This window comes from Reyranella sp., assembly GCF_965249915.1.
Lineage (GTDB): Bacteria > Pseudomonadota > Alphaproteobacteria > Reyranellales > Reyranellaceae > Reyranella.
The window spans coordinates 3,408,700-3,432,275 of record NZ_OZ252257.1 but is presented as its reverse complement, the minus strand read 5'-3'; the positions used below and the strand labels follow the sequence as shown (position 1 = coordinate 3,432,275).

General features: G+C 66.7%; 21 protein-coding genes. 13 read left to right on the top strand and 8 right to left on the bottom strand.

All coding sequences use genetic code 11. The annotated features are described in order from the left end of the window. Positions 1-20 precede the first annotated feature (20 nt). Complete coding sequence (locus ACP15H_RS17050) at positions 21-2,120, top strand: acetate--CoA ligase family protein (protein WP_425067375.1); 2,100 nt, start codon at positions 21-23, stop codon at positions 2,118-2,120. 99 nt (positions 2,121-2,219) lie between these two features. On the opposite strand, the gene phhA is transcribed toward ACP15H_RS17050, so the two are convergent. Beyond that, the gene (gene phhA / locus ACP15H_RS17045; RefSeq protein WP_425067374.1) at positions 2,220-2,963 is read right to left on the bottom strand and encodes a phenylalanine 4-monooxygenase; all 744 of its coding nucleotides are present in this window, start codon (positions 2,961-2,963) and stop codon (positions 2,220-2,222) included. A 110-nt stretch (positions 2,964-3,073) separates the two neighbouring features. On the opposite strand from phhA, the gene ACP15H_RS17040 reads away from it, so the two are divergent. Further along, positions 3,074-3,574, top strand: coding sequence for an Lrp/AsnC family transcriptional regulator (locus tag ACP15H_RS17040; RefSeq protein WP_425067373.1), 501 nt, complete (start codon positions 3,074-3,076; stop codon positions 3,572-3,574). On the opposite strand, the gene ACP15H_RS17035 is transcribed toward ACP15H_RS17040, so the two are convergent. After that, the gene (locus tag ACP15H_RS17035; protein WP_425067372.1) at positions 3,547-4,503 is read right to left on the bottom strand and encodes a threonine dehydratase; all 957 of its coding nucleotides are present in this window, start codon (positions 4,501-4,503) and stop codon (positions 3,547-3,549) included. The two genes, ACP15H_RS17040 and ACP15H_RS17035, sit on opposite strands and share 28 nt — an antisense overlap. Positions 4,504-4,550: 47 nt before the next feature. On the opposite strand from ACP15H_RS17035, the gene ACP15H_RS17030 reads away from it, so the two are divergent. The 6 genes from ACP15H_RS17030 (at position 4,551) to ACP15H_RS17005 (ending at position 11,645) form a co-directional block, all read left to right on the top strand. Further along, positions 4,551-5,726: a M20 aminoacylase family protein gene (locus tag ACP15H_RS17030; RefSeq protein WP_425067371.1), complete on the top strand. Its 1,176-nt coding sequence runs from the start codon at positions 4,551-4,553 to the stop codon at positions 5,724-5,726. 24 nt (positions 5,727-5,750) lie between these two features. Beyond that, positions 5,751-7,511, top strand: a complete 1,761-nt coding sequence (locus ACP15H_RS17025; protein ID WP_425067370.1) for a glucan ABC transporter ATP-binding protein/ permease — start codon at positions 5,751-5,753, stop codon at positions 7,509-7,511. A 68-nt stretch (positions 7,512-7,579) separates the two neighbouring features. Beyond that, positions 7,580-8,593 carry an ABC transporter substrate-binding protein gene (locus ACP15H_RS17020; RefSeq protein ID WP_425067369.1) on the top strand — a complete coding sequence of 338 codons (1,014 nt, stop codon included), beginning with the start codon at positions 7,580-7,582 and terminating at the stop codon, positions 8,591-8,593. 148 nt (positions 8,594-8,741) lie between these two features. Continuing rightward, the gene (locus ACP15H_RS17015; protein WP_425067368.1) at positions 8,742-9,527 is read left to right on the top strand and encodes an ABC transporter ATP-binding protein; all 786 of its coding nucleotides are present in this window, start codon (positions 8,742-8,744) and stop codon (positions 9,525-9,527) included. Continuing rightward, on the top strand, positions 9,524-10,300 hold the full coding sequence (locus ACP15H_RS17010; protein WP_425067367.1) for an ABC transporter permease: 777 nt from the start codon (positions 9,524-9,526) through the stop codon (positions 10,298-10,300). Before ACP15H_RS17015 ends, ACP15H_RS17010 begins: the two co-directional genes overlap by 4 nt. A 64-nt stretch (positions 10,301-10,364) precedes the next feature. Further along, complete coding sequence (locus tag ACP15H_RS17005) at positions 10,365-11,645, top strand: Hsp70 family protein (protein ID WP_425067366.1); 1,281 nt, start codon at positions 10,365-10,367, stop codon at positions 11,643-11,645. Between the two features lie 37 nt (positions 11,646-11,682). Here ACP15H_RS17005 and ACP15H_RS17000 read toward each other — a convergent pair whose 3' ends face one another. The 3 genes from ACP15H_RS17000 to ACP15H_RS16990 form a co-directional block, all read right to left on the bottom strand. Beyond that, positions 11,683-13,215, bottom strand: coding sequence for an ABC-F family ATP-binding cassette domain-containing protein (locus ACP15H_RS17000; protein WP_425067365.1), 1,533 nt, complete (start codon positions 13,213-13,215; stop codon positions 11,683-11,685). Positions 13,216-13,284: 69 nt separating this feature from the next. Then, positions 13,285-14,457 (bottom strand): amidohydrolase family protein, encoded by a 1,173-nt coding sequence (locus ACP15H_RS16995; protein ID WP_425067364.1) that lies wholly within the window; start codon positions 14,455-14,457, stop codon positions 13,285-13,287. 13 nt (positions 14,458-14,470) lie between these two features. Next, a complete protein-coding gene (locus tag ACP15H_RS16990; protein ID WP_425067363.1) occupies positions 14,471-15,253 on the bottom strand; it encodes an HpcH/HpaI aldolase family protein in 783 nt (260 codons plus the stop codon). A 57-nt stretch (positions 15,254-15,310) separates the two neighbouring features. On the opposite strand from ACP15H_RS16990, the gene ACP15H_RS16985 reads away from it, so the two are divergent. The 3 genes from ACP15H_RS16985 to ACP15H_RS16975 are packed head-to-tail and all read left to right on the top strand — an operon-like array spanning position 15,311 to position 17,646. After that, positions 15,311-16,189, top strand: a complete 879-nt coding sequence (locus tag ACP15H_RS16985) for an aldose 1-epimerase (protein ID WP_425067362.1) — start codon at positions 15,311-15,313, stop codon at positions 16,187-16,189. A gap of 9 nt (positions 16,190-16,198) precedes the next feature. Beyond that, on the top strand, positions 16,199-16,966 hold the full coding sequence (locus ACP15H_RS16980) for an SDR family NAD(P)-dependent oxidoreductase (RefSeq protein WP_425067361.1): 768 nt from the start codon (positions 16,199-16,201) through the stop codon (positions 16,964-16,966). After that, positions 16,963-17,646 (top strand): hypothetical protein, encoded by a 684-nt coding sequence (locus ACP15H_RS16975; protein ID WP_425067360.1) that lies wholly within the window; start codon positions 16,963-16,965, stop codon positions 17,644-17,646. The genes ACP15H_RS16980 and ACP15H_RS16975 overlap by 4 nt, the downstream gene beginning before the upstream one ends. Before the next feature lie 36 nt (positions 17,647-17,682). Here the strand turns inward: ACP15H_RS16975 and ACP15H_RS16970 are convergent, their stop codons facing one another. Genes ACP15H_RS16970 through ACP15H_RS16960 form a run of 3 tightly spaced genes read right to left on the bottom strand, consistent with a single transcriptional unit; the run spans position 17,683 to position 20,598 of the window. Continuing rightward, positions 17,683-18,375 (bottom strand): alpha/beta fold hydrolase, encoded by a 693-nt coding sequence (locus ACP15H_RS16970; RefSeq protein WP_425067359.1) that lies wholly within the window; start codon positions 18,373-18,375, stop codon positions 17,683-17,685. 37 nt (positions 18,376-18,412) lie between these two features. Beyond that, positions 18,413-19,657, bottom strand: a complete 1,245-nt coding sequence (locus tag ACP15H_RS16965; protein ID WP_425067358.1) for an MgtC/SapB family protein — start codon at positions 19,655-19,657, stop codon at positions 18,413-18,415. Positions 19,658-19,701: 44 nt separating this feature from the next. Next, positions 19,702-20,598: a LysR substrate-binding domain-containing protein gene (locus ACP15H_RS16960; RefSeq protein ID WP_425067357.1), complete on the bottom strand. Its 897-nt coding sequence runs from the start codon at positions 20,596-20,598 to the stop codon at positions 19,702-19,704. A gap of 98 nt (positions 20,599-20,696) precedes the next feature. Here ACP15H_RS16960 and ACP15H_RS16955 point away from each other — a divergent pair, with 98 nt between their 5' ends. Both ACP15H_RS16955 and ugpB read left to right on the top strand, forming a co-directional pair. Further along, positions 20,697-22,232, top strand: a complete 1,536-nt coding sequence (locus ACP15H_RS16955; protein WP_425067356.1) for an alkaline phosphatase family protein — start codon at positions 20,697-20,699, stop codon at positions 22,230-22,232. 17 nt (positions 22,233-22,249) lie between these two features. Next, positions 22,250-23,557: a sn-glycerol-3-phosphate ABC transporter substrate-binding protein UgpB gene (gene ugpB / locus ACP15H_RS16950; RefSeq protein ID WP_425067355.1), complete on the top strand. Its 1,308-nt coding sequence runs from the start codon at positions 22,250-22,252 to the stop codon at positions 23,555-23,557. Positions 23,558-23,576 lie beyond the last annotated feature (19 nt).

The window sequence follows — 23,576 nt, the reverse complement described above, 5'->3', positions numbered from 1 at the left end:
GCACGGAGTATACTCGGGCGATGAGTGATCCCAAGGTTCTGTTCTCCGCCCTTTTCGAACCGCGACGTGTCGCGCTGATCGGTGCCTCGTCGGATGTCACCAAAACGACATCGCGGCCCCAGCGTTTCCTGCGCAAGCACGGCTTCACCGGCGAGATTTTGCCCGTCAATCCGTCGCGAAGCGAAATACTGGGCGAGCCGGCCTACAAAGACCTCGACGCGATCGCAGGTGATATCGACCACGCCTACATCCTGCTGAATGGCGCGGCCGCGGTACGCGCGCTGGCCGAGTGCGGCCGGCGCGGCGTCAAGGTGGCATCGATCCTGGCCGGCGGCTTCGCCGATGCAGGCGCGGCTGGAGCCTCGCTGCAGGACGAGTTGGCGAGGGTCGTACGCGAGACCGGCATCCGCCTCGTCGGTCCCAACAGCATCGGTACGGTCAGCACCGATCCCGCCATGGCGCTGACGGCCAATGCCGCTTTTGCCGTGGAGAACTTGCGCAGCGGCGACTGGGCCGTCGTCAGCCAGAGCGGCAGCCTGATCGGCGCGCTGCTGTCGCGGGCCGACGCACGCGGCATCGGCTTCTCGCGACTGATCTCCGTGGGCAACGAGGTCGACCTCGCTGTCGGCGAGATCGCGGACATGCTGGTCGACGATCCGAAGACCAAAGCCATCCTGCTGTTCATGGAGACGTTGCGTGACGGCGACCGGCTGGCGCGCGCGGCGCGACGGGCGCACGAGGCCGGCAAGCCGGTGATCGCCTACAAGCTCGGCCGCTCCGAGATCGGCCAGGAACTCGCGAAGTCGCACACCGGCGCCATCGCCGGCTCCGATGCGACCTTCGATGCCTTCTGCCGCCGACACGGCATCGCCCGCGTCTCGATGTTCGAATCGCTGATCGATGTGCCGTCGCTGCTGGTCGGCCACGCCAGGTCGAGGAGCGGCGGCCGACGCGTGGTGGTGGCGACCACCACCGGCGGCGGCGCGGCCATGGTGGTCGACAGCATGGCGATGGCCGGTCTCGACATCGTGGGTCCGCCGAGGAACCTCGTGGAATGGTTGAAGCCGCATGGCATCGCGGCCGGCGACGGCAAGCTGGTCGATCTCACCCTGGCCGGCGCCAAGCCCGAGATCGTGGCGGGCACGATCGAGCGGCTGCTGGCCGACGAGGGCAACGACGCAGCGATCTTCGTGGTCGGGTCCTCCGCGCAGTTCAATCCCGAGCTCGCCGTCGAGCCACTGCTGCGCTTCGCGGGATCGGCGAAACCGTTCGCCGTGGCGCTGACGCCGTCGGCCGAGACGTCGCTGGCACAGCTGACGGCGGCCGGCGTGCCGGCCTTTCGCCATCCCGAATCCTGCGCCGAGGCGATGGCGCTCTGTCTTCTGCGTACGCCGCCGCAACCCGTGCCGCGTCTCGCCGAACCGTCGATCGCCGCGCTCGCCGCGCTTGAAGCCGGTCGTGCGTCCGGTTTCGACGAGCGCCGCGCCGCCGACTTCTTCGCGGCACTCGGCGTGCCGATGGCGAAGTCGCTGGCCGTACCGGATGCCCGGCGCGTCGCGGCGGCTGTCAACGAAGTCGGCGCGCCTGTCGTGCTGAAAATTCTGTCGGCCGACATTCCGCACAAGACCGAAGCCGGGGGCGTGGCCTTGGGCATTCCCGATGGCCAGACCGCCGCCGTCGCGGCACGTGAGATCGAGAAGCGCGTGAAGGCCCACGCGCCCGGCGCGCGGCTGCAGGGCTTCCTAGTGCAGAAGATGGAGCGCGGGCTCGTCGAAGTGATCCTGGGCTACCGCCGCGATCCGCTGGTGGGGCCGACCATCACCGTCGGCCGCGGCGGCGTGCTGGCGGAGATCTACAAGGATGCCTCGACGCGTCTCGCGCCCGTCGACGAAGCCGAGGCGATGCAGATGATTGCCGAAGTGAAGGGGCTGGCGACCATCCGCGGCTATCGCAATCTGCCGAAGGGTGACATCGCCGCGCTCGCGAAGACGATCGCCGCGTTCTCCGCATTGGCCCACAGGCAGTTTGCCAGTGTGGTGGAGGCGGAGATCAACCCGCTGCTGGTGAAGCGCGAAAGCGAGGGTGTCGTCGCGGTGGATGGGCTGGTTGCGCTGAATTGAGTGATAAATCCGCCGTCTCGACCGGAGCCTCGCCCCTTGAACGCCTAGGGGTGAACTCCGCTTCGCACCTGCGGCGCTCCGGTCGAGACGACAGACTACTCAGTTCACAGTGGGCCGATCCACGAGCTGGCTGAAGTCGTCGAGTACGAAGTACGTGCTCTGCAGCCGGTCGATCTCGTAGGGACGGTTCATCGCCACGGTCGCATCGAAGGGGATCCGCTCGACGCCTTCGCCCTCGATCGCATGCTTCACTTCGGCGGCCGAGGACAGAATGCCGGCGCCATAGGCCTTCATTCCCCGAGGCGTGCGGATCAGGCCGAACTCGACGGTGAACCAGTAGAGGCGCGCCAGCAGATGGACGTTGGGGCCCGCTTCGACGCCGCGTCGGCCATAGTCCTGCATGTAGTCGGCGAACACCGGGTTGGTGAGCAGCGGCACGTGGCCGAAGAAATCGTGGAAGAGGTCTGGCTCGACCAGATAGTCGATTTCCTTGCGCTTGCGAATCCACACCGTCACCGGGAAGCGGCGATGGGCGAGATGGTCGTAAAAGGCCGCATCGGGGATCAGTCCTGGCACACCGACGATGCGCCAGCCCGTGAGTGGCTCGAGGCGCGCATTCACTGCCGCGAAATCGGGAATCGTGTCGCCCAGCCCGATCGCCTCCAGCCCCTCCAGGAACTCCGCGCAGGCATATCGTTCGGCCAGGGCGCGCTGGCGCTGGACCAGCAGGCGCCACACGGCCTGGTCCTCGGCGGAATGCAGGTCGGGATGCTGCGGTACCGTCCAATCCGGTGCCATGCCGGCATAGTCGCCGCGCAGGTTCTCGAGGGGTGCGGTGTTCATGCCCTGAATATGGGACCGCCCCGCTGGTGAATCCCGGCGAAGTTGGGCTTCGAAGTGACAGAATTCAGGGATATCATCTCAGACAGGCCGCGATATTAGAGATTATCACCATGATCGAACTGGATGACATCGATAGACGCATCATCGCCGCTCTGCAGGCCGAAGGCCGGTTGCCGATGGTGGATCTCGCGGAACGCGTCGGCCTGTCCCCGACACCCTGCCAGAGGCGCGTGAAGCGGCTGGAGGAAGAGGGGGTGATCGAACGCTATGGCGCGCTGGTCTCGCCGCCCTCCCTGGGTCTGGCGCTGCAGGCAATGGTGCAGGTGACGCTCGATGACCATTCGGAAAAGACCGTCGATGCCTTCGAGGCCGCGATCCGGGCTCGTCCCGAAGTCGTCGCCTGCTATGCCATGACCGGTGACATGGACTTCCTGCTGCACGTGCTGGCGCCCGACCTCGCGAGCTTCAGCGATTTCGCCATGAAGGCGCTGCTGCGCATGCCGGGCGTCCGCGGCACGCGCTCGTCCTTCATCATGCAGGCGGTCAAGAGCGACCTCGCCTGGGCGCCCCAGGCGCCGCCCCCTCAGCTGTCGGCCAGAGTTCGCAAATAGACCGGCCGGTCGATGTTGCCGCCGCTCAGGATCAGGCCGACGCGCTTGCCCGCCATGCGCCCGCGCTCCTGCAGAAGCGCCGCGAGTGCGGCGGCGCCGGCGCCTTCGGCGAGCTGGTGCGTGTCCTCGTAATAGGCCCGCATCGCCACGCCGATCTCGGCGTCGCTCACCTGCACGATGCGATCCGCCCCCTTCAGGATGACCTCGAGCGCCTCCGCGTCGGGGCCGCGCACCGCCATGCCGTCGGCCATCGTGTCGGCGCTGTTGGTCGGCACGACACTGCCGGCGGCGAAGGACAGGGCATAGGCCGGCGCCTCGGTCGAGACGACCCCGACCACCTTCGTCGCTAATCCGAGCGCGTCGCGCACCGCGATGGTGCCGCAGATGCCGGAGCCCAGCCCGATCGGCACATAGACCGTGTCGAGCGGCGGCGCCGTACGGAACAGTTCGAGCGCATAGGAGGCGACGCCCGCCACCAGGTCGCGGTGAAAGGATGGCACCATGACCAGATCACGCTCGCCGGCCAGCTTGATCGCCGCCTCCTTGGCGGCATCGAAATCGTGCCCGGCCTCGACCAGCTCGGCCCCGAAGGCGCGCATGGCGGCATTCTTCTCGACCGAATTGCCCTGGGGCACGACGATCGTGGCGGCGATGCCGTTGCGCGCCGCCGCCAGCGCTATGCTCTGGCCATGGTTGCCTCGGGTGGCGCTGATGACGCCGCCGGTGTGGGGCATCCTGCGCTTCAGGCGGTCCATGAAGACCAGCCCGCCGCGTACCTTGAAGGCGCCGGTCGGCGTGTGGTTCTCATGCTTGACCCAGGTTTCGCAGCCGGTGCGCAGGGCGAGCAGGGGCCACGCATATTGCGCGGTGGGCGGCATGGCGTCCTGCACGATGGCGGCAGCCCGCTCGATCTCGTCGAGAGACAACATGGTCCTACTCTGGTCTAAGATGGTTGAGGTTCCAACCGGAGTACCCCATGCCTGTCCTGCCGCGTACACTTGAAATCCAGGGCGAGATCTCGGCGATCCGCCGCGACATCCATGCCCATCCCGAACTTGCCTACGAGGAAAACCGCACGTCCGACGTGGTGGCGGCCAAGCTGGAGGAATGGGGACTGGAAGTGACGCGCGGCCTGGGCAAGACCGGCCTGGTCGGTACCCTCCGCAAGGGCAATTCGCTGAAGTCGATCGGGCTGCGCGCCGACATGGACTGCCTGCCGATGGACGAAGCCAACGATTTCGCGCACCGCTCGACCAATCCCGGCCGCATGCATGCCTGCGGCCATGACGGTCACACCGCCATGCTGCTGGGTGCGGCCAAGGTGCTGAGCGAGACGCGGAACTTCGAGGGCGCCGTCCACTTCATCTTCCAGCCGGCCGAAGAGGGCGGCGGCGGCGCCAAGGTGATGATCGAGGACGGGCTGTTCGAGAAGTTCCCCTGCGACGCCGTGTTCGCGATCCACAACAAGCCCGGCGTCCCGGTCGGCCACATCGTCACCAAGGGCGGGCCGCTGCTCGCCGCGGCCGATCGCTGGGACATCCGGATCACCGGCAGGGGCGGTCATGCCGCCCATCCGCATTCGACGCTCGATCCCATGGTCGTCGGCGCCAATATCGTGATGGCCCTCCAGACCATCGTCTCGCGCAACATCGACCCGATCGATGCGGGCGTCGTGACCGTCGGCTTCTTCCATGCCGGCTCCGCCTACAACGTCATTCCGGGCGATGCGCATATCGGCGGGACGACGCGCACGACGACGCCCGAGAACCGCGCGCTGGTGAAGCGGCGCATCGACGAGATCTGCGAGGGCGCCGCCCGGATGCACGGCGTCAAGATCGAGGTCGAGCACAAGCCGGGGTATCCGCCGACGGTGAACGACGTCGAGCAGGCCCGCTTCGCCGCCGACGTGGCCGCCGGCGTCTGCGGCGAACATGCGGTCCAGGACAATACGCGTCCGAGCATGGGCGCCGAGGACTTCTCCTACATGCTGGAGAAGGTGCCGGGCGCGATGGTATGGCTGGGCAACGGCGGCGGTCCCGGAACGGTCAGCCTGCACAACTCGCGCTACGACTTCAATGACATGGCCATCCCGTTCGGCGTGAGCTTCTTCGTGCGCACCGTCGAACGCTTTCTCGACCCCAAGGCGGCCTAGAGCGGACGGGCGCGGACGAGGCATATGGAATTCTTCCGCGTCTATGGCCGTGTCATAGGCCTGCTCAGGGCCGAGAAGGGCCTGGCCATCACGCTGGCCATCGCGAACATCGCGGTGGCGGGCCTGCAATTCTATGAGCCGGTGCTGTTCGGCAAGGTGATCGACCTGCTGAGCACCGCGCGCGACCGGCCGGTCGACCTCCTGTGGCGCGATGCGCGCGAGATCCTGGGCCTATGGGCGCTGGTCGGCATCGGCGGCATCGTGGCCAACATGGTGGTCTCGCTGCAGGCCGACCGGATGGCCCATCGCCGCCGCCTGGGCGCGATGGCCACCTATTTCCAGCATCTGCTGATGCTGCCGTTCTCGTTCCACAATGCCCAGCATTCCGGCCGGCTGATCAAGATCATGCTGACCGGCGTCGACAATCTGTTCGGCATCTGGCTGTCCTTCTTCCGAGAGAACCTCGCGACCCTGGTGGCGCTGTTCGTCATGCTGCCGCTCAGCCTTTTCATGAACTGGCGGCTGGGCCTGCTGCTGCTGGTCCTGATCCTGTTCTTCGCCGTGACCAATGTCTGGGTCGTGAGTCGCACCGACCGGCTGCAGAAAGAGGTCGAGGACCTGCATAGCGAGCTTGCGGGCCGGGCGGGCGACGCGCTGGGCAACATCAGCCTCATCCAGAGCTTCGTGCGGCTGGGCGCCGAGACCAGCGAAATGCACCGCATCATCGGCCAGACGCTGCAGGCGCAGTTCCCGGTGCTGAACTGGTGGGCGCTGCTGTCGGTGATGACGCGCGCTGCCTCGACGGTCACCGTGATCGCTATCTTCGTGCTGGGCACCTGGCTCTATACACGGAACGAAGCGACGGTCGGCGAGATCGTGAGCTTCATGGGCTTCGCCACCATGCTGATCGGGCGCATGGATCAGGCCTCGGGCTTCGTCAGCCGCATCTTCTTCCAGATGCCGTCGCTGGGCGATTTCTTCCGCGTGCTGGATTCGCAGTCGAGCGTGCCGGACAAGCCGAACGGCATCGATATCGGGCGCGCCAGGGGCGATGTCGAGTTCGACGACATCAACTTCTCCTACGACGGCAAGCGGCCGGCCCTGGTGCATTTTTCGCTCAAGGTCCCGGCCGGCGCGACGGTGGCGTTCGTCGGCCCGACCGGCGCCGGCAAGAGCACGGCGCTGTCGCTGCTGCACCGCATGTGGGACGCCCAATCGGGCGTGATCCGCATCGACGGCGTCGACCATCGCGACATCAAGCTGGAATCGCTGCGCCGGAACATCGGCGTGGTGTTCCAGGACAGCACCATGTTCTACCGCTCGATCGCCGACAATCTGCGCATCGGCAAGCCCGACGCGACGCAGGCCGAACTGGAGGAGGCCGCCAAGCTCGCGGAGGCGCACGACTTCATCATGCGCCAGCCGCAGGGCTACGAGACGCTGGTCGGCGAACGCGGTACCACTTTGTCGGGCGGCGAACGCCAGCGCCTCGCGATCGCCCGCGCACTGCTCAAGAACCCGCCGATCCTGATCCTCGACGAGGCGACCAGTGCGCTGGATTCGGTTACCGAGGCGCGCATCCAGAAAGCGCTGAAGATCCTGATGCAGGGCCGCACCACCTTCGTGATCGCCCATCGCCTGTCGACCATCCGCGATGCCGATCAGGTCGTCGTGTTCGAACACGGGCGGGTCGTCGAGCAGGGTGGCTATCAGGCGTTGCTCGCCCAGGGCGGTGCCTTCGCCCGGCTGGTGGCGACGCAGCAGGCTGGCATAGAATCTGCCTGATATCCCCTTGGCGGGCGTGAAATGTCCGCCTAAGAGTCGCCGACAGGGAACGCAGGGGGATCAAGAAGATGAGCAAATTCGCCAAGATGCTGGGCGGTGCAGCGGCCGTCGCGCTCGCCCTGGGCAGCCTGCCGGCCAATGCCCAGACCGCGATCAAATTCACCCTCGACTGGGTCTTCCAGGGCCCGACCTCGCCGTTCCTGGTGGCTCTGGAGAAGGGCTACTACAAGGCGGAGGGCCTCGACGTCACGATGGACCCCGGCCAGGGCTCGGCCGGTGCGGTGCAGCGCGTGGCCACGGGCGCTTACCAGGTCGGCTTCGCCGATGTGAACTCGACCATCGAATACAATGCCAAGAACCCGGGCAAGGAAGTGCTCTGCGTGTTCATGGTCTACGATTTCGCGCCGTTCGGCGTCTATGCGCTGAAGAAGAGCGGCATCAAGACGCCGAAGGACCTGGAGGGCAAGAAGCTCGGGGCGCCGGTGTTCGACGCCAGCTTCCGCCTGTTCCCGGCCTTCGCCAAGAAGAACGGCATCACCAAGTGGGAGCACGTCAACTTGACGCCCCAGCTGCGCGAGCAGAGCTTGGTCCAGGGCACGGTCGACTTCATCTCCGGCCACTATTTCTCGTCGATGCTCGATCTCAAGGCGCGCGGCGTGGCGTTCGAGGACATCGTGGCGATGCGCTACGTCGACTTCGGCATGGACGTCTACGGCAACGGCATCGTCATCTCGGCCGACATGATCAAGAACGAGAAGGCCGTGAAGGGCTTCCTCGCCGCCACGGTGAAAGGTTGGAAGGACGTCATCGCCAACCCGCAACTCGGCATTGCCGCCGCCAAGAAGCGCGATCCGCTGATCGACGAGAAGCTTGAAATGGAGCGTCTCCAGATCTCGCTGGAGACCAACATCCTGACGCCCTACGTCAAGGCCAACGGGATGGGCGACGTCGACCCCGCCCGCTTCGCCCGTGCCGTGAAGGACGTATCCGAGGCCTTCGGCCTGCCGAACGCGCCGGCGCCCGACAAGGTGTTCAGCAACGCCTACCTGCCGCCCAAGGCCGACCGGATGGTCGCCAAGTAAACTTAAATTCCTCCCCCGTCATACGGGGGAGGTGCCCGAAGGGCGGAGGGGGAAGGCATCACCATGGGTTCCACACTCAAGACGATCATGTTGTTGCTCTCCCCCTCCCTGTCCCTCCCCCGTGTGACGGGGGAGGGGAGATGATCTGATGGCCTTCGTCGATCTCAAGGGCGTCAGCCTTACCTACCGCCTCGGCAAGGACACCACGCTGGCGCTGGCCGATGCCACTTTCGGCATCGAGAAGGGCGAGTTCATCGCCGTCGTCGGGCCGTCGGGCTGCGGCAAGTCCACCATCATGAAGCTGGTCACGGGCCTGCTGCCGCCGTCGGGCGGCGAGGTGCGGGTGAACGGTGCGAAGGTGACGGGACCGATCAAGGGCGTCGGCATGGCGTTCCAGAATCCGACCCTGATGCCGTGGCGTACGACCATGAACAACATCCTCCTGCCCATGGAGGTGGTGGAGCCGCACAAGCGCCGCTTCCGCAGCCATCGCGCGGAGTATGTCGAGCGCGCGATGAAGCTCCTGAAGACCGTCGGCCTCACCGATTTTGCCGACAAGTACCCCTGGCAGCTCTCGGGCGGCATGCAGCAGCGCTCGAACCTGTGCCGCGCGCTGATCCACGAGCCCGAGCTCCTGATGCTCGACGAGCCGTTCGGTGCGCTCGACGCCTTCACGCGCGAGGAGCTGTGGGGCGTCATGCAGGCGCTGTGGCTCGAGAAGCGCTTCACCGGCGTTCTGGTGACGCATGATCTGCGCGAGGCGGTCTATCTCGCCGACACCGTCTACGTGATGAGCCGGCGGCCCGGCCGCATCGTGCTGGCGAAGAAGATCGACATCCCGCGGCCCCGTACCCTGGAGACGACCTTCGAACCGCACTTCGTGGACATCGTCCACGAGCTGCGCGACCGCATCCACCAGGAGCACGCGCCATGAGCGACCTGCGGCGTGAGGCGCTGAAGCATGCGATGCCGTGGCTGGTGCTGGCGGGTTTGCTGATCGTCTGGGAAGTCTGCTGCATCGTGTTCCAGGTGCCCGAGATCATCCTGCCGAAGCCGACCAAGATCTTCGCCGTCTTCGTCCAGCGCTTCGACATCCTGATGGCCTATTGCTGGGACACGCTGTGGACCACGACGATCGGCTTCCTGCTGGCCATTGCTTTCGGCCTGCTGCTCGGCCTCGCGGTCGGCGCATCGCCCTTCATCTATTCCGGCCTCTATCCGCTGCTGATCGCCTTCAACGCGATCCCCAAGGTGGCGATCGTGCCGATCTTGATGATCTGGGTCGGTGTCGGCTCGCTGCCGGCGGTCATCACCGCCTTCGTCATCAGCTTCTTTCCCATCGTGGTGAACGTGGCGACCGGCCTCGCGACCATCGAGCCCGAGATGCGCGATGTGCTGCGCAGCCTCGGCGCCACGCGGCTCGAAATCCTGACCAAGGTCGGTATCCCGCGCGCCATGCCCTACCTGTTCGCCAGCCTCAAGGTCGCGATCACGCTGGCCTTCATCGGCTCGGTGATCTCCGAGACGGTGGGCGGCAACAACGGCATCGGCTTCCTGATGCTCTCGGCCAGCGCCCGCAACGACGCGCCCACCACCTTCGCCGGCCTGTTCGCCATCGCCATCATGGGCGTGGCCATGTACGCGGTCTGCGCCATGGTCGAGAAGCGCATGACCCGCTGGGCCTTCCGCGGCGAGATCGTCGCCTAGCGCGCCATCGCGCAGGGGCTAGGCGAAAAGAAACGGTCTGGCACCGCGTGGCGCATCGTAATAGATGACATCCCCTTCGCGCCTCCAGGGGATCAACATGCTCGCGTGCGGACTGGATTTCGGAACGTCGAACTCGGCGATCGGCGTGATGCGCAACGGCGTGGCCGAGCTGGCGCCGATCGAGGTGGACAACACGCTGATGCCCAGCGCGGTGTTCTTCGATTACGAAACCAAGGGCCGGGTCGTGCTCGGCAATGCCGCCATCGCGGCCTATGTCGAGCAAACCGAGGGCCGGCTGATGCGGGCGCTGAAGTCGATCCTGGGCTCCCCCCTGATCGACGAGGAAACCAGCCTCGGCGGCCGCAAGGTGCCGCTCACCCATGTCGTCGAGATCTTCGTCCGGAACCTGAAAGCCAAGGCGGAAGAATTCGCCGGCCAGGAGATCGCCTCCGTCGTGATGGGCCGTCCGGTGCGTTTTGTCGACGACGACGACCAGGCCGATGCGCGCGCGCAATCCGTGCTGGAGCGTGTGGCGCGGCAGGCCGGCTTCCGCGAGATCGCCTTCGCCTACGAACCCATCGCCGCCGCCCATCACTACGAGCAGACCGTAGCGCGCGAGGAGCTGGTGCTGATCGCCGACATCGGCGGCGGTACCAGCGACTTCTCGATCGTACGTGTCGGCCCCGAGCGACGAGGGCGGGCGGATCGCAGCAGCGATGTGCTGGCCAGCACCGGCGTGCGCATCGGCGGCACGGATCTCGACTCGGCGCTCAGCCTCGCTGCGGTGATGCCGTTGCTGGGGCTCGGCACGCAGCTCGTGAAGAAGAACCTGCCGATGCCGAACGCGCTCTTTCACCAGCTCGCCACCTGGGCAACGATCAACTTCGCCTACACCTACAGGAACGAGCGCGAGGTGGCCGAACTCGTCTCACTGGCCTGCGAGCCCGAGAAGGTCTCGAGGCTCCTCAAGCTGCTGCAGCAGGGGCTGGGCCATCGCCTCGCCTTCATCGTCGAGGACGCGAAGATCGCGCTCAGCGCCGAGGATCGCGTTGCCATTCCGCTGGCATTTCTCGAAGCGGGCCTGTCGGCTGTCGCGACTCGCCACGCGTTCGACCATGCGATCGGCACCGCGACGGATCGGCTTTGCGAGGCAGCCAGCGCCTGTATCACCGCCGCCGGCCTCAAGGCCGATGCGATCGAGACCATCTTCCTGACTGGTGGATCGAGCCGCGTGCCCGCGGTGCGCAACGCCGTCGCGCGAGCTGCCCCGGCCGCCCGCATTGCCGGCGGCTCCGATTTCCTCTCGGTCGCGCTCGGTCTGGCTCAGATGTCGGGGCGCAAGTGATGAATTCCGCCTCCCATTCAAATGGGGAGGCGAAGACTTAAGCCTGCGAATCGAAGAAGGCGTCGGCGTCGTCGGTTTCGACCAGGCGGCCCTTGCGGATTTCGAGGAAGCGCGTCGCCACGGTGCGCGTGAAGAAGCGGTCGTGGCTCACGAAAATGCACGACACGTCGCTCTTCTCGAGCTGCTCCTCGAGGTCCTCTTGGCCCTCGATGTCGAGATGGTTGGTCGGCTCGTCGAGCACGTAGAAGTTGGGCCGCAGCAGCTTCATCTTGAGAAACACGAGTCTCGCGCGCTCGCCGTGACTCAGCACGCCGATCGGTTCCTTCAGGCGCACAAAGGCGAAGCCCGCACCGGCGAGATGGCGGATTGCCTCCTTCTCGGTCACGCCCTCGGCCGAGGCCACGTAGTCGAGGATCTTCGTCGCGACCGGCAGCGCGCTCATCGCCTGATCGAAATAGACCAGGCGGCAGGCCGGGTTGAAGCGCACGGCGGCCTGCCCGTCATAATGCTCGCGGCCGGGCTCGTAGGCGGCGGCCAGCGCGGCCAGCAAGGTCGATTTTCCGGTGCCGTTGGTGCCGAGCAGGGCGACGCGCTCGCCCGCGGCAATCGCCAGCCGGTCGATGCCGATCAGCTTGCGTTCCGATCCCGGCACCGTGATGTCGAGGTTGGACAGGCGCAGCGCCACCTTGGCGTCGATGTCGCCGTCCGCCAGTTCGAGCCGGCGTTCGCGCGCGACATACGTTTGGGTGCGCTCCTTCTCGATGCGCGCGATGCGGCTCTCGACGGCGTTCTTGCGCTTGTTGAGGTCGGGATTCTTGACCGCCCAGACCTTGTAGCGCGCGGCGGCCTGCTCCAGCCGCTTGATCTCGCGATCCTCCTGCCGTGCCCGCGCCGCCGCGGTGGCGTCGCGGCGCAGCAGCTCCTCGCGCGCGATCGAGAAACGCGTCTTGAAGGCATGGACGCCGTCGGCGCGCAGGAACAGCGTGCGTTCGGTCACCCGGTCGAGGAACTCGCGGTCGTGACTGACGATCAGCATCGGCACGGAGAACTCGTCCGTCAGCCAGCGCTCCAGGGTGTTGATGTTGGCGAGGTCGAGATGGTTGGTCGGCTCGTCGAGGATCAGGATGTCGGGCTCCTCGAGCCGGGCTGCCGCCGCGATCAGCATCAGCCGCTGCCAGCCGCCCGATAGCGTGCCGAACGGCTTGTCGAGGATTTCCGCGTCGACGCCGATCTCGTCGACCAGCACGTCGATGCGCCATTCCTCGCCGTCCTGGCCGACCTTGGTGAGCGACCGGCCAAGAACGTCGCGAACAGAATGCGCAGCGAGGCCCTCGGGAACATCCTGCGGCACCTGACCGATGCGCAGGCTGCGCGAGCGGATGACCTGTCCGGCATTGAGTTCGAGCGCTCCCGTCAGGCACTTGAGCAGGGTCGACTTGCCGGCGCCATTCTCGCCGACCAGCGCCGTGCGCGCATCGTCGAGCAGGAACGACACGTTCTCGAAGACGCGGCCCGAGCCGTAGAAGAAGGAAGCCTGCTCCATGCCGAGCACGGCCTGACGCGATACCATTGTTTGTCCTGACGCGAAAACGACGGGGCGTTTACCACCCCGGGGCGTCAGGGACCAGCGGTCGCCTAGCTAGATCAGCATGCCGTCCCGGGCGACGATGCGGCCTGACTTGACCACCAGGCTGCGGCGTTTGCGGGTGGCGACGGCTTCGGCGAGCGTGGCCGCCTCGACCGTCACGAAGTCGGCGGGCCCACCGACCTTCAGCCCGTACTCGGCGAGGCTGAGCACGCGTGCCCCAGCCGCCGTCACCATGTCGAAGGCGAGCGCCAGTTCCTCGTCATGGCGGAAGTTGGCGCGGTAGCCGATCAGCATGGCGCGCTCCAGCATGTCGCCGTTGCCGAACGGCGACCAGGCATCGCGGATATTGTCGGAGCCGCCGAACACCTCGACACCGTGCTCGCGCAGCAGCTTGAGCGGCGGGATGGTCGCGCCTCCGGGCCCGTGGCTCATGATGGCGACGCCCGCGCGGGCGAGCGTATCGGCGGCGCGGGTGACGCTATCGGTGGAGACCGAGCCCAGGGCGAAGGCGTGGCTGACCGCGACCTTGCCTTGCAGGCCCGCCGCCTCGGTACGCCGGGCGATTTCGAGAATCTGCGCGAGGCCGGCTTCTCCGCCATCGTGCAGGTGGATATCGACCCCGACACCACGGCGGCTGGCGACGGAGAAGATGGCATCAAGATGGGCATCGAGGTCGCCGTCGATGCCGACCGGATCGAGGCCACCCACGAGGTCCGCGCCCTGCACGATCGCCTCGTCGAGCAGCTCCTGCGTGCCGGGAGAGCGCAGGATGCCGCTTTGCGGGAAGGCCACGATCTCGATGGTGACGAGATCGCGGAAATGCTCGCGGATCTTCAGGACTTCGTGGAGGTTCCGGAGCCCGAGCCGGTTGTCGATGTCGACATGCGTCCGCATGTGCAGCGTGCCGCTGGCCATGACCTGGCGCACAAGATTCGAGCCGGTCTCGAATTCCGGCACGGTGCGCGCCGCGCGCACGCGGCGCTCGGCCTCGATGCGGTCCGAAACCTTGTTGCCCGCGGATTGGTTGGGCACCCACGGCAGCCCGAGCAGGGTCTTGTCGAGATGGATATGGCCGTCGACCAGCGGCGGCAGGACGATCGTGCCGCCGAGATCGACGGCATCCGGCGTCGACGGCGAAGCCGGCAGGAGGGCGGCGATCCGCCCTCCCTCGACCTCGATGTCGTGCCGGCTGCCGTCGGGCAGCGTGGCGTTGGTGAAGCGCACGCTTCTGCTCGCCTTACTTGGCGGCCGTCGGGCCGCCTTCCTTGCGCGTCAGGTCCACGGCTTCGCGAGCGGCCTTGGCCATCAGCGCGGCGTCGTTGGCGATGGTGACGAGCTGGAAGCCCTTGTGGACCATCTTCGCGGCGTAGCTGCCAGTGCCGTTGTGCAGGCCAGCGAACTGGCCGCGCTTCTTGGTGGCGGCGAGCAGCTTGTCGTAGATCTGCAGGATCTGCGGCTCCTCGCGGTCGAGCATCGGCTTCAGGCCAAGCGACAGGCCGAGATCGGACGGGCCGATATAGATGCCGCTGATGCCCGGGACGTCGAGGATGGCGTCGATATTGTCGATCGCCTCCTGCGTCTCGATCATCGGGATGACCAGCACTTCATCGTTGGCCATCGCCTGGTAGGGCGTCGCCTCGCCATAGGCGCCGGCGCGGATCGGGCCGTTGGAGCGCTTGCCCTTGGGCGGATAGAGGCAATAGGAAACCAGCGCCTTGGCTTCGGCGGCCGTGTTGACCATCGGGCAGATCACACCCCAGGCACCGCCGTCCAGGACCTTGCCGACGATGCCGGGCTCGTTCCACGGCACGCGCACCAGCGGCGTGATGGGATACTTGTCCATCGCCTGGAAGCAGCGGACCATCGAGAGGTAGTCCTGCACGCCGTGCTGCATGTCGACGGTGACGCTGTCCCAGCCGCATTGCGCCATGGTCTCGGCGGCGAAGCCATCGGGGATCGCCAGCCATCCATTGACGCAAGCCTTGCCGGCCTGCAGCCGCTTCTTCAGCATGTTCGACATCGATGCGTTTCCTCGTCATTTGAGAACGGGGGAGTTTACACAGCGACGGAGGAATGCGTGACGCTTTTGTCGCTGCGGGCGGGCCGGCTGGCCGTGGATCTGGCGCCGGACGCCGGGGGCTCGATCGCACGCTTTGCCGTCGAAGGCCCCGGCAAGGATGAAGGCGACCTGCTGCGGCCCGCCACCGACGCTGCCCTGGCTTCCGGAACCGGCATGGACACGGCCTGCTATCCGTTGGTGCCGTATTCCAACCGCATCGCGAATGGCCGTCTCGGCTTCGACGGCGAAGAGTTCCAGCTGGCGCGCAACTGGCCGGGGATTCGCCATCCGATGCATGGCGATGGATGGCGGCATGCCTGGCAGGTGCTCCATCAGGAGCGCACCTGCGCGGAACTCCTTTATGTGCACGAGCGCGGGGCTGCGGGCGCGGAGTGGCCATTCCGCTATCGCGCGCGGCAGCTCTATGTGCTCGATGAGACGGGCCTGACCGTCGGGCTCTCGATCGAGAATCTCGAGGACCGCGACGTGCCGGCGGGCCTGGGCCTGCATCCTTTCTTCGTGCGCGATGCCGATACCGAGCTCGCCTGCCGTCTCGCAGGGGTATGGCGCACCGATGCCGAGGTCCTGCCGCTGCAACGGGTGCCGGTGCCGCACGAATGGGATTTTTCGCGATCGCGCCGCGTCGACGGGATGGGGCTCGATCACTGCTTCGACGGCTGGGACGGCGAGGCCACCGTCACCTGGCCGGCGCGCGGCCTTCGCCTCATCCTCACGGCGACGGAGGCATTTCGTCATCTGGTGATCTATGTTCCCGACGGCCAACGTCGTTTCTGCGTCGAGCCGGTGAGCCACGCCAACGGCGCGATCGGACAGACGCGGCTCGCTGCCGGCGCCACGCTCGCCGGCGAGATCTCTTTCCGGCTGGTCCAGATCTAGAGGAGTGTCATGCCGCCCTTCGCTTCCTATCCCAGCCTCTCGGGCCGTACCGTCTTCGTCTCAGGCGGCGGGTCCGGCATCGGCGCGTCGATCGTCGAGCATTTTGCGGCCCAGGGCGCGCGCGTCGGCTTCGTCGATATCGATGAAGGCTCGTCGACGGCGCTGGTCGAGAGCATCCAGGCGGCCGGCCATCCTGCACCCCTGTTCGTGCCTTGCGATATCCGCGATGTCGCCGCCTATCAAAGCGCCATCGAAGGCGTCGCGGCGAAGCTCGGGACCATCACGGTCCTGGTGAACAACGCCGCGCGCGACGATCGCCACACGATCGACCAGGTGACGCCGGATTTCTGGGACGAGCGCATCGCGGTCAATCTGCGGCATGCCTACTTTGCCATCCAGACGGTGGCGCCGGGGATGAGGAAGGCGGGCGGCGGCTCGGTCGTGAACTTCAGCTCGGTGAGTTATCACACGATGACGCCCAACCTCTCCGTCTATCAGGCGGCGAAGGCCGCCGTGATCGGCATGACGCGCGGCCTTGCGCGCGATCTGGGCGGCGACGGAATCCGGCTCAATGCCGTCACGCCAGGCTGGATCATGACCCAGCGGCAGCTTGACCTCTGGGTGACGCCGGAGGCCAAGGCGGCCCAGCTCAAGGCGCAATGTCTCAAGGAGCTGCTGTACGCGCCCGACATCGCGCGCATGGTGCTGTGGCTGGCGTCCGATGACAGTCGTTTGGTCACGGCGCAGAATTTCGTCGTCGACGGGGGACGCGTGTGAACACCGCCGCCATCGCCTCGCTACCGAGACGCTTCTTTCACGGCTGGATGGCGCTGTTTCGGCACCTGTTGCCGCCGACAGCCTATTTCTTCGTCGCCTTCAACCTGATCGTCTTCACGACGAACCTGCTGGCGCACGACTACTGGTTCAACCTCAGCAGCTTCCTGTTGGCCAGCACGACGGCGCTGGTCGTCGGCAAGGTGGTGCTTGTCGTCGACAAAGTCCGCATCATCGACAAGTTCCGCGGCGCGCCGCTGATCCAGCCGATCCTCTACAAGACCGTCTTCTATTCCCTGGTCGTGCTGGTCGCGCGCTTTCTGGAGAAGCTCGTGGATGTCGCGTTCGACGCGCACAGCCTCGAACAGGTCTACCAGATGGTGGCGGCGGACTTCACCTGGCATCGCTTCGTCGCCGTGCAGCTCTGGATCTTCGTCTGCTTCCTCATCTACGTGACCGCGAGCGAGCTCAATGCGCTGGTGGGCGACGGCCAGCTCAGGCGCCTCTTCTTCCATCATCGCTCGTCCGAATACGGCCTGACGCGCCGCCAGCATATCCGCGCACTGACCGAGATCAGCCGGCTGGCGCGCGACACGCCGCGCGACCGGTTGCTCGATCCAACGACGCCGCAAGGCAGCCGCCTGGCTGAGCTGATCGACCGCCTGCGCCGGCGCAACGCCTGACCAAGGGGCTGCCGCCTGGCTGGTGCAGACGGCGCACTACAGGCCGGAGCCTTCGATCCACGCCTTGAGCAGCGCCGAAAGTTCGCGCGGCTTTTCCAGCGGCGCCATGTGCCCGCACTCCTCGATGATGCTGAAGCGGGAATTTGGCAGCGCCTGCGCCATGCGCTCGGTTTCGGCCAGCGTCCGCAGCCGGTCCTGCCGGCAGGCCACGACCAGCGAAGGACAGGTGATGCGTTCGAGATCGGCATAGCCATCGCGGCGGACCAGGGCAGCCTGGCGCTTGCGCACGTCCGGTCCCAGCCGCCGCTGCATGCCGCGCAGCCGGTCCAGCAGCACCGGATCGGTCTCGCGGTCGGGATGCAGGCCCATCGCGGTGGTGACGGCGCCGGCGACGCGCGGCGGCCGGTCGCCGGGCCTGAAGCCCGAGATGCGTCGGGCCCGCTCCTCGTCGGAATAGCCGCGCGCCGAGGAGGCCACGAAGGCCACGCCGGACACACGCTCCGGCGCCATCAGCGTGAGGATGCGCGCGACGAAGCCGCCCATCGAGAAGCCGACCAGCACGAAGCGGTCCGGCGCTTCCGCCAGCACGCGGTCGGCCATACCTTCGAGCGAGTCGTCCTCGTAGACGTTGCCGAAATGGAGTGCACCCAACGGTTCGAGGTCCGCGAGCATGTCGGTCCACAGATCCGCGTCGCACATGAAGCCGGGCAGTAGGACGAGAGATCTCACGTGGGCGTCTCCCACCGTTCGAGCGTGAAGGGGAAGGTCATGCGATGAGCAGCGCGGCCCATGCTGCGGCCAGCATGAAGAGCTGGCCCGGAACGACATAGAGCGCGAAGCGCCGACCACCGGCGGTGAGGGCGAACAGCGTCTTGGTGACGGTATTGGTCGCGAAGGCCGCAAGGACGGGAATGACGGAGGCGGCCGGCGTGAGCCGGCCGTCGGCAACGAGTGATGCGACGGAGATGGCGGGGGCATGCGTATCGGCGAAGCCCGCGGCGCCGGCCGCGAAGATCACGCCGGCTTCGCCGAACCAGTCCTGAAGGGCCGCCGCCAGCAGCAGCACGCCTGCCAGAAGGCCGGCAAACAGCAGCGCCGTACGGAGGCTGAAGGCGTTGCCCTGCGTCTCCTCGACCTTGCCGCTGTCGGTCTGCAGCGCCCACAAAGTGAAGGCTCCGCCATAGAGGATCGCCGCCGCTCCCGCGAACAGCAGCGGTATCAAGATGGCGCGGAAAGCTGCGAGGTCGGTGACCGCGATCAGGATGCCGAGCTGCACGACCGTGGCGATGGAGGACATCGTCGCCCCGGCGGCCGCGGGTTTCATCAGATGCGGATCGCGCGCCGAGCGCGCGCCCATGGCGCCGATCGTGGCCGAGCTAGAGATGAAGCCCGAGGCCAGTCCCGCCAACGGCAGGCCGAAGCGAGGGCCCACGATCCTGACGGCTATGTAGCCCAGAGCGCCGACGCCCATCACCAGGATCACCACCAGCCAGATCGTGCGCAGGTTCAGCGCGCCATAGGGGCCGATCGGATGGTCGGGCAGCAGCGGCAGCACGACCAGCGTGGCGCCGGCGAAGATCAGCAGGTCGTGGATCTCCTCGTCGGTCAGCATCGAGCGGACGAAGCGGTGAAGGGCGACACGGGCGTTGAGCAGCAAGGCGACGACAACGCCGACGCCCGCGGCGAAGGCGGGTTCGCGAATCGCGAGCCCGCCCAGCAGCGTCGTCGCCACCAGGGCCGTCTCGGTCGTGAGGCCGGGATCGCTGTCGCGCGCCCGCCAGTAGGACAGGCCGGCGAAAGCCACCATGCCCAGCACGACGGCGGCCAGCAGGATATCGCCTCCCGCCGCGGCCCCCGTCGCGCCGGCCAGCGAGGCGAGGGTGAATGTGCGCAGGCCTGCGGCGCCGCGGCCGGGACCTTCGCCCTTCTTGCGCTCGCGGTCGATGCCGACCAGCAGGCCGACGCCGAGAGCGACGACGAAGCCGAGAAACAGGGAGTGGAGTTCCAGCATGAGCAGCCGAGTGTAGCATCAGATGGCGTGCGCCACCCGTTGCCTCAGGGGAGGCCGCGCCGCGTCGCCGCGCGCTGATTGGACAGACCTGCCGCCACGGCGAAGAACGCCTTGATGCTGCGGCGCATGCTCTCGCTCTTCAGGCACGCGACGTAGTCGCTGCTCGTGATCTTCGTGTCGCGGAAGTGAAGGGTGCGAAAGCGTGTCGAGGCGCTCGCCTCCAGCTCCCAGATGACGCTGAAGCCGAGGCCTGCACCGACGGCTTCGCAAACGGCCTCGCGGCTGCCCAGTTCGAGCACGGTGCGGGGCCGGACGCCGGCCTTTGCCATCGCAGCGTGAGTGATGCGCCGGGTGTTCGAGCCTTCCTCGCGGGCGATCATGGGCTGGTCATGGAGCTCGGCCAGCCGCACGCTCTCTCGCCCCGCCCAGGGGTGGTCGTTGGCCACGATCAGCACGGCGGTATGCCGCCACAGCGGCATGGCATGGATCTGCGGGTGGCGTTCCACGCCGGGCAGAATGGCGAGGTCGGTCCGCCGCTCCAGCAGCTGCTCTCGCACAAAGCGCGTGTTGCCCATGGCAACGGAGAGTCCGATGTTGGGATGGCGCGCCAGGAAGCGGGCGAACACGCCCATGGCGATGTGCGGTCCGTCGGCGGTCAGGCTGAGCTGGCCGCTTTCGAGCTCGGACGATTCGGTCAGGATCTCCCGCATCTGTTCTTCGAGACTCGAGTAGCGGCGCGACATCCGGAACAGGCGTTCGCCCATTTCCGTCAGGCGCACCGACCGGCGCGACCGTTCGAGCAGCTTCACGCCGTAGCGTTCCTCGAGCGCCTTCACCTGGATGGTGACGGCGGGCTGGGTCAGTCCCAGCGCCTCGGCGGCGCGCGAGAAGCTGCCGTGATGGGCGACGGCGTCGAAAGCGCGGATCTGTGTATGCAGCATGATCCAAGTATAAATATTCTTTAAGTTACAGAAGTAATATTAAATTGTCCTATCAGTCCGCGCGCCCGATGATCCTCCGAGGGGAAAGGGGGCAATTGATGGTCGCGCGGAGGAATATCCTCTTCATCGTCATCGATCAGTGGCGGGCCGATGCACTTGGCTGTGCGGGCAATCCCGTCCTGAAAACCCCGAATCTCGACCGCCTGGCCGCGGAAGGCGTGCTCTGCCGCCGCCATTTCGTGCAGGCGGCTCCCTGCGGGCCGTCGCGCGCGGCCCTGCTCACCGGCACCTACCAGCACAACAACGGCGTCATGCGGAACGGCACGCCGCTGGCGCGTCGCTTCACCAACATCGCCCTGGAATGCCGCAAGGCCGGCTACGATCCGGCGCTGTTCGGCTATACCGACACGACGGCCGATCCGACCGGATTGCCGCCCGACGATCCGGCGCTGCGCACCTACGAATCGGTCATGCCCGGCTTTGCGCCAGAACTGCATCTGCCGGAACTGCCTTATCCGTGGATGGCCGATCTCAAGGCCAAGGGCTATCCCTTCGCAGACGACGTCACGGAGATCTATCGGCCCGCCAGCCCGGCGGGCGACCGCGGGCCGACCTTTCCGCCGGCGCGCTTCAAGGCGCAGGACAGCATCACCGCCTTCCTGACCGATCGCCTGTTGGACTACATCTCGGTGCGCCGCAACGGCTCCTGGTTCGCGCACGCGGCCTACATCCGCCCGCATCCGCCCTTCATCGCTCCGGAGCCCTACAACACGCTCTACGACCCGGCCGACATGCCGGCGCCCCGTCGCGCCGCGACGGTGGACGCGGAGGCCGCGCAGCATCCGCTGCTGGCGAGCTATCTCAAGTCGCAGAACCAGGCGAGTTACTTCGTCACCGGGCAGGGGCTGGTCGCCGATCTCAGCGCCAGCGACGTCGCACAGCTGCGTGCGACCTATTACGGGATGGTGCAGGAGGTCGACGACCAGGTCGGCCGACTGATCGACAAGCTGAAGGAGTGGGGGCTCTACGACGACACGCTGATCGTCGTGACGGCGGACCATGGCGAGCTGCTGGGCGACCACTGGATGCTCGGCAAGCAGGGTTATTTCGACGAGGCCTACAACGTGCCGCTGATCGTGCGCGATCCGCGGGCCGCGGCGAACGCGAGCCGCGGCACGGCGATCGAGCGCTTCACCGAGGCGGTCGACGTGATGCCGACGGTGCTCGACTGGCTCGGCCTCGACATTCCGCGCCAGTGCGACGGCCGCTCGCTGCTGCCCCTGCTGCACGGAGAGATGCCAAAGGACTGGCGCCGCGACGTGCATTGGGAGTTCGACTTCCGCGGGCTCGGCGCCGCCGATTCCGAGACGGCGCTGGGCGTGCCGATGGATGCCTGCTCGCTGGCCGTGATCCGCGACGAGCGCTTCAAGTACGTCCATTTCGCCGCGCTGCCGCCGCTGTTCTTCGACCTTGCCTCCGATCCGCACTGCTTCAACGACCTGTCGCGCGATCCCGCGTCGGCGCCGGCCATGCTGGCCTATGCGCAGAAGATGCTGTCGTGGCGCATCGTTTCGAACGCGCGCGACCTGACCGGCATGCACGTTTCGTCCAAGGGCCTCCACGTCCGTCCCTGATGCAGAAGGAAACCGTCATGAGAAGAAGACTGTTCGGCGCCTTCGCAGGCATGATCGCCGCCTTCACGGCCTCGGTTGCGGCCGCCGCGCCGATCGAGATCCAGTTCTGGCATCCGACGCTCGGTCCCATCGACGATGCGTTGAAGCAGCAGATCGACAGCTTCAACAACTCCCAGACCGCCTACAAGGTCGTGGCTTCGGGGCGCGGCACCTACGACGAGACCTTCAATGCCGCGATCGCCGGCTTCCGCGCGAACAAGAGCCCGCACCTGCTGGTCGTGATCGGCCAGGGCACGCAGAGCATGCTGCTGTCGGGCGCTGTCTATCCGGTGCAGGACCTGCTGGCGGCCGAAGGCTACAAGATCGACTGGGACAACTACATCCAGCCGGTGCTGAACTATTACCGCACCAAGGACATGAAGCTCCTGTCGCTGCCGTTCAGCGTCTCGACCCCGATCCTCTGGTACAACAAGGAGGGCTTCGCCAAGGCCGGGCTCACGCGAGCGCCCGTGACCTGGGACGAGATGGGCGAGTACCTCACGAAGCTTCGCGCCGCGGGCTTCGAGTGCGGCTACACCTCGGGCTGGCAGCAGTGGGTGCACGTGGACAACTACTCGACGATCCACGATCTGCCGATCGCCACCCTGCATAACGGGCTCGATGGGCTGGGGGCCACCTTCACCTACAACAAGACCGACGTGGTGAAGAACATCGCGCGCCTTCAGTCGTGGGTCGCCGACGGCCGCTACGTCTATTCGGGCCGCCAGGGCAGCAGCGCCACGCCCGCCTTCGCCTCGGGCCGGTGCGCGATGATGACCCATTCCTCGGCCGTCTTCTCCGCGCTGCAGGCCAGCGCCAAGTTCGCCTTCGAGGCGGCACCCCTGCCGTACGAGGCCGGCACGACGCCGCACAACAGCCTGATCGGCGGCGGTGCGCTCTGGGTGCTGAAGGGCCACAAGCCCGAGGAGTACAAGGGCGTGGCCGCCTTCCTCGCGCACCTTGCGAGCCCGGACCAGCAGGCCAAGTGGCACAAGGACACGGGCTACATGCCGATCACTAAGGCCGCCTACGAGAAGGTCAAGGCCGAGGGCTATTACGACAAGTACCCGCAGCAGGAAGTGGCGATCACGCAGGTCCAGCGCGGTACGCCGACGCTCAACACGATGACGGTGCGGCTGGGCAATGCCAACCAGTATGTCGCCGCCCTTGAGGAGGAGATGGAAGCCGTCTGGGCCAACAAGAAGACGGCGCAGCAGGCGATGGACGATGCGGTGCGGCGCGGCAACGAGATCCTGCGTCGCTTCGAACGCCAGCGCGGCAACTGAGCGGCGGCGGCTGGACGGG

Excerpts from the sequence above, each read along its gene's own strand:
- ACP15H_RS17050 (WP_425067375.1), top strand. The coding sequence starts at position 21 with ATGAGTGATCCCAAGGTTCTGTTCTCCGCCCTTTTCGAACCGCGACGT.
- phhA (WP_425067374.1), bottom strand. The coding sequence starts at position 2,963 with ATGAACACCGCACCCCTCGAGAACCTGCGCGGCGACTATGCCGGCATG.
- ACP15H_RS17040 (WP_425067373.1), top strand. The coding sequence starts at position 3,074 with ATGATCGAACTGGATGACATCGATAGACGCATCATCGCCGCTCTGCAG.
- ACP15H_RS17035 (WP_425067372.1), bottom strand. The coding sequence starts at position 4,503 with ATGTTGTCTCTCGACGAGATCGAGCGGGCTGCCGCCATCGTGCAGGAC.
- ACP15H_RS17030 (WP_425067371.1), top strand. The coding sequence starts at position 4,551 with ATGCCTGTCCTGCCGCGTACACTTGAAATCCAGGGCGAGATCTCGGCG.
- ACP15H_RS17025 (WP_425067370.1), top strand. The coding sequence starts at position 5,751 with ATGGAATTCTTCCGCGTCTATGGCCGTGTCATAGGCCTGCTCAGGGCC.
- ACP15H_RS17020 (WP_425067369.1), top strand. The coding sequence starts at position 7,580 with ATGAGCAAATTCGCCAAGATGCTGGGCGGTGCAGCGGCCGTCGCGCTC.
- ACP15H_RS17015 (WP_425067368.1), top strand. The coding sequence starts at position 8,742 with ATGGCCTTCGTCGATCTCAAGGGCGTCAGCCTTACCTACCGCCTCGGC.
- ACP15H_RS17010 (WP_425067367.1), top strand. The coding sequence starts at position 9,524 with ATGAGCGACCTGCGGCGTGAGGCGCTGAAGCATGCGATGCCGTGGCTG.
- ACP15H_RS17005 (WP_425067366.1), top strand. The coding sequence starts at position 10,365 with ATGACATCCCCTTCGCGCCTCCAGGGGATCAACATGCTCGCGTGCGGA.
- ACP15H_RS17000 (WP_425067365.1), bottom strand. The coding sequence starts at position 13,215 with ATGGTATCGCGTCAGGCCGTGCTCGGCATGGAGCAGGCTTCCTTCTTC.
- ACP15H_RS16990 (WP_425067363.1), bottom strand. The coding sequence starts at position 15,253 with ATGTCGAACATGCTGAAGAAGCGGCTGCAGGCCGGCAAGGCTTGCGTC.
- ACP15H_RS16980 (WP_425067361.1), top strand. The coding sequence starts at position 16,199 with ATGCCGCCCTTCGCTTCCTATCCCAGCCTCTCGGGCCGTACCGTCTTC.
- ACP15H_RS16965 (WP_425067358.1), bottom strand. The coding sequence starts at position 19,657 with ATGCTGGAACTCCACTCCCTGTTTCTCGGCTTCGTCGTCGCTCTCGGC.
- ACP15H_RS16960 (WP_425067357.1), bottom strand. The coding sequence starts at position 20,598 with ATGCTGCATACACAGATCCGCGCTTTCGACGCCGTCGCCCATCACGGC.
- ACP15H_RS16955 (WP_425067356.1), top strand. The coding sequence starts at position 20,697 with ATGGTCGCGCGGAGGAATATCCTCTTCATCGTCATCGATCAGTGGCGG.
- ugpB (WP_425067355.1), top strand. The coding sequence starts at position 22,250 with ATGAGAAGAAGACTGTTCGGCGCCTTCGCAGGCATGATCGCCGCCTTC.